This is a genomic window from Proteus sp. G2673, assembly GCF_009915125.1.
GTDB lineage: Bacteria > Pseudomonadota > Gammaproteobacteria > Enterobacterales > Enterobacteriaceae > Proteus > Proteus penneri.
Map to the genome: position 1 here is coordinate 1 of NZ_JAABLT010000013.1, position 4,648 is coordinate 4,648.

The following is a 4,648-nucleotide window of genomic DNA, read 5'->3' on the forward strand; positions in this document are numbered from 1 at the left end:
CAACGTGGCCGATAGTACCAACGTTAACGTGCGGTTTTGAACGTTCAAATTTTTCTTTAGACATTTAAATTGTCCCTCTAAGACACGGAATCGGTGGTTACACCACATCAACCAAGCAGTAAGTAAATTAGCGATTTGCTAGTGCTTGTTAAGATTTTAATCAGGGAGGCAAGAACATGAAGGAGTGGTGCTGATAGGCAGATTCGAACTGCCGACCTCACCCTTACCAAGGGTGCGCTCTACCAACTGAGCTATATCAGCACATCTGGAGCGGGCAGCGGGAATCGAACCCGCATCATCAGCTTGGAAGGCTGAGGTAATAGCCATTATACGATGCCCGCAGAACTCGGCTACCTGACTTAAAATCAGCTTTGTATTCTACTTAAGTGTTTACTAATTTAAAACACTTAAGTTTGGAATTAATGGTGGTGGGAGAAGGATTCGAACCTTCGAAGTCTGTGACGGCAGATTTACAGTCTGCTCCCTTTGGCCGCTTGGGTATCCCACCAAACCTAATTTTTAATGGTGCCGGCACCAAGAGTCGAACTCGGGACCTACTGATTACAAGTCAGTTGCTCTACCAACTGAGCTATGCCGGCTAAGTGGTGCGCATTCTAGGAGGACTTTCATCATGATGCAACAAAAAAATTGCGATATTCGTTCTTTTGCTTAGATTTTGTTCATTTTTAATTGAATTGTTGATTTTTTAGGAAAAAAACGACCAAAATGCCAACAAAAAATCATGCTAGATTAGCAAGCTAATTTAGCTAATCACTCCCGAATTTATTCACCACCAATAAATTTTTAGAAAAAATTTGATTGCCCCCCTGTTAGTCTACGCTAAAAAATTATTTTCATGACTATTTTTTATACTTTTTTTACAAATTTATTCAGTTCGTGTCAAAAAAAGTAGAAAAAATTTAAAAAATATCTACGCCTAAGAGTCATCACTCGTTATGATGCTGTTTATTTTTTATCGGATACGGGTGTTTTAAACAGCCTGTCCAACCTGCGAATATTAGGCAGATGTTGGCTTATGAATAACAAAGAACGCTTTATAACCCCTTATTTAGAGTTTGACAGAAAGCATTGGGCAACGTTAAGAGATTCCGTTCCTTTAACATTAACCGAAAAAGAGATCGCTGATTTAAAAGGAATTAATGAAGAAATTTCTATTGATGATGTAATTGAGATTTATCTTCCTCTTTCAAGATTACTCAATTTTTACATAAGTTCTAACTTGCGCCGTCAAGCTGTCTTAGAGCAGTTTCTTGGAACACGAAGCGCCAAAATCCCCTACATTATTGGTATAGCGGGTAGTGTTGCTGTTGGTAAAAGTACCACAGCTCGTTTGCTACAAGCGCTTTTAACCCGTTGGCCAGAACATCGTAAAGTTGATTTAATCACTACTGATGGCTTTCTTTTGCCTAATGCAGAGTTAAAGAGACGCGGAATAATGAAAAAGAAAGGATTTCCTGAATCCTATGATATGCATAGCCTTGTCTCTTTCGTTTCTGATATAAAATCAGGCAAAAAACAAGTAACAGCCCCTGTCTATTCTCATTTAGTGTATGACATCATTCCAGATAAGGAACAGGTTATTGAACAACCTGATATTTTGATCCTTGAAGGATTAAATGTATTACAGAGCAATCAGGATTATCCTCATGATCCACATAATGTTTTCGTATCAGATTATGTAGACTTCTCCATTTATGTTGATGCTGAAGAAGAATTACTAAAACACTGGTACATCAGTCGCTTTTTAAAATTTAGAGAGGGTGCGTTTACTGATCCTGAATCATATTTTAATAATTACTCTAAATTAAGCAGAGAAGAGTCTATTGAAATAGCATCTTCGATTTGGCAAGAAATTAATGGTTTAAATCTTAAACAGAACATCCTGCCTACAAAAGAAAGAGCGAGTCTTATACTAACTAAAGGTCAAAATCATTCGATCACTAACGTTCGATTACGTAAGTAAATCTAAACAATTATCACCATTTGGTCTAAGGACTATTATATTTTAGTTATTAAAAATTGTACTGATAACTAAAAAGCTTTCCAGTTTAGGAAAGCTTTTTAGTTTTAGATTTTCGATGCAATTTAAAGCATTATGGTGCACTTCTCAGTGATATTTCACCACCTATATAAGATATTATTTTTCCATTTTGTTCTAAAAGTAAAGCACCTTGATCATTAATGCCTTTGGCAATACCAAAGATCTCTTTTTCACCAATAATAAGCTTTACACGGCGATCCATAAAGTTATCTAAACGTTTCCAACGCTCGATAAACACAGATAACCCTTGTTTTTCAAATTGTACAAATGCTTCTCTTAATGCATTAGTAATTTCACAAGCAAGTTCATTTCTGTCAATTTTAATACCAACTTGCTCCAAATTAATCCATTGTTGGTTAATGGCTTCATTTTGATTTTTACTCATCGCAATATTGATACCAATCCCTGTGACAATATGAGCAACATCACCTGTTTTCCCTGTTAGCTCAACAAGAATACCTGAAAGCTTTTTATCATTTAAATAGAGGTCGTTAGGCCATTTAACTTTAACGCCATCTGCACCAAGTTTTTGCAATACTTCAGCCATAATAACGCCGACAACCAAACTCAGTCCTATTGCAGCAGCAGGCCCTTGATCGAGTTTCCAATACATACTCAAATATAAATTTCTACCAAAAGGCGAAATCCATTGACGCCCTCTTCTACCTCGCCCAGCAGACTGGTATTCAGCAATACATACATCACCCGATTTTAATTCGCTGATACGTTGGATCAAATACTGATTTGTAGAATCTATAACAGGAATAACGCTAGCCGGCTCACCTTTAATATTCTGATTCACAATATCTGCGTTCAATAAGTTCATTGGTGCATCTAATTGATATCCTTTTCCTGCAACCGTCTGAACATCGATACCCCAGCTACGCAATGTTTGAATATGTTTATTAATGCCTGCTCGAGTCATTCCTAAACTTTCGCCTAATTGTTCTCCTGAATGAATATTTCCATCAGCAAGGAGTTCAATTAATAATAAAGGAGTTGGTGTTTCTTTCATGAAATAGCATCCACTGCATTGATTTCGCCATATTGACCAATAAAGCGAACTTCTGGCTCTAATTTTACACCGAAGCGTTCTGAGACTTTCTGGCGAATATATGCGGCTAAGTTCACAATATCTTCACCTGTCGCGGTGCCGTCTTTATTAATAAGTACCAGTGCTTGTTTAGTGTGGACTGCTGCACCACCAATTTGATGCCCTTTAAGACCACATTGATCAATCAGCCAACCTGCCGCAAGCTTCACACCATCTCGCTGTACATATTGAGGGCAAAATGGATATTCTGTTTTTAATTGTTGTGCAATACGAATATCAACAATTGGGTTTTTAAAAAAACTTCCAGCATTACCCGTTATTTTTGGATCGGGTAGCTTGCTTGTTCTCATTAAGCATACAGATTCGAACACATCCTTTGGTGTAACAGTTTCTAATGATAATTTTGATAAATCACCATAAGTAAGAATAGGTTCCCATTTTTTACTTAGTAGTAAACCGACAGCAATAATAGCAAAGCCTTGTTGATAATGATGTTTAAAAATACTATCGCGATAACCAAACTCACATTCTTCATTTGTTAATCGACTAATATTGCCTGTGCTTAATTCAACAATATCAACATAGGCACAAACATCTTTCAGCTCTTTACCATAAGCACCAATATTTTGTATCGGCGCAGAACCAACATTGCCAGGGATCAACGCTAAATTTTCCAGTCCATAGATATTTTTTTCTAACAGATATTCAATAAGCGCATGCCAACTCTCGCCAGCTCCAACATGAATAGACCAATATTGTTCATCTTCAGTAATTTCAATGCCAGTAATACAGTTACGGATAACAATACCATTAAAATCTTCAGTAAATAGCACGTTACTACCGCCACCTAGAATAAGGGTTGGTAATCTCTTCTCATGGGCATTTTGCCAATATGTACAAAGCTCATCTTTATTATTTGCAGTTTCTATTTGGTGAGCTTTTACTCTCAAACCAAATGTATTAAATGCTTGCAATGAAACCGATTCTTTCATGAAAGTCTACCTCATTTAGCTGATAGCTTAGTTTAACAGCCAAGTATCATTGAGGATAGCAAAGTGATAAGTGATTAGAAAAGAGAAAGTATATTTGTATTTTAAATATCTTAAACGCAAAAAAGCCAACCCATTGGGTTGGCTTTCTCGTCTTATTTAATGCCTGGCAGTTCCCTACTCTCACATGGGGAGACCCCACACTACCATCGGCGCTACAACGTTTCACTTCTGAGTTCGGCATGGGATCAGGTGGGACCGTTGCGCTATGGCCGCCAAGCAAATTCTGTATTTATAACTGTCTGTTTATGCAGCTATAATAATTTTTTATTGGTGCTGATACCCAGATTCGAACTGGGGACCTCACCCTTACCAAGGGTGTGCTCTACCAACTGAGCCATATCAGCACTAGTGGCTTATTGTCACCGGCTGACACAGCCTAAATTTAATGCCTGGCAGTTCCCTACTCTCACATGGGGAGACCCCACACTACCATCGGCGCTACAACGTTTCACTTCTGAGTTCGGCATGGGATCAGGTGGG

The 4,648-nt window shown here is 37.8% G+C and carries 3 protein-coding genes, 5 tRNA genes, 2 rRNA genes and 1 pseudogene; 1 reads left to right on the plus strand and 10 read right to left on the minus strand.

Annotation, left to right across the window (positions count from 1 at the left end):
* The 5 genes and pseudogenes from GWI59_RS06890 to GWI59_RS06910 all read right to left on the minus strand — a co-directional run.
* Nucleotides 1-64, minus strand: a pseudogene (locus GWI59_RS06890) (GTP-binding protein); the annotation flags it as partial.
* Nucleotides 65-185: 121 nt separating this feature from the next.
* Nucleotides 186-261: transfer RNA gene (locus GWI59_RS06895), tRNA-Thr, on the minus strand.
* Nucleotides 262-266: 5 nt separating this feature from the next.
* Nucleotides 267-341: transfer RNA gene (locus GWI59_RS06900), tRNA-Gly, on the minus strand.
* 82 nt (nucleotides 342-423) lie between these two features.
* Nucleotides 424-508, minus strand: a tRNA-Tyr gene (locus GWI59_RS06905).
* 15 nt (nucleotides 509-523) lie between these two features.
* Nucleotides 524-599, minus strand: a tRNA-Thr gene (locus tag GWI59_RS06910).
* A 437-nt stretch (nucleotides 600-1,036) separates the two neighbouring features.
* Between GWI59_RS06910 and coaA the strand changes: the two genes are divergently transcribed.
* Nucleotides 1,037-1,984 (plus strand): type I pantothenate kinase, encoded by a 948-nt coding sequence (gene coaA, locus GWI59_RS06915; protein ID WP_072062991.1) that lies wholly within the window; start codon nucleotides 1,037-1,039, stop codon nucleotides 1,982-1,984.
* Between the two features lie 130 nt (nucleotides 1,985-2,114).
* On the opposite strand, the gene birA is transcribed toward coaA, so the two are convergent.
* The 5 genes from birA to rrf (GWI59_RS06940) form a co-directional block, all read right to left on the minus strand.
* Nucleotides 2,115-3,077: a bifunctional biotin--[acetyl-CoA-carboxylase] ligase/biotin operon repressor BirA gene (birA, locus tag GWI59_RS06920; RefSeq protein ID WP_072062992.1), complete on the minus strand. Its 963-nt coding sequence runs from the start codon at nucleotides 3,075-3,077 to the stop codon at nucleotides 2,115-2,117.
* Entirely contained in the window at nucleotides 3,074-4,108 is a 1,035-nt protein-coding gene (murB, locus tag GWI59_RS06925; protein ID WP_006535484.1) for a UDP-N-acetylmuramate dehydrogenase, read from the minus strand. The genes birA and murB overlap by 4 nt, the downstream gene beginning before the upstream one ends.
* Nucleotides 4,109-4,269: 161 nt before the next feature.
* Nucleotides 4,270-4,385, minus strand: a 5S ribosomal RNA gene (rrf, locus tag GWI59_RS06930).
* Nucleotides 4,386-4,436: 51 nt separating this feature from the next.
* Nucleotides 4,437-4,512: transfer RNA gene (locus tag GWI59_RS06935), tRNA-Thr, on the minus strand.
* 43 nt (nucleotides 4,513-4,555) lie between these two features.
* Nucleotides 4,556-4,648: ribosomal RNA gene (gene rrf / locus GWI59_RS06940) — 5S ribosomal RNA — on the minus strand; the annotation flags it as partial.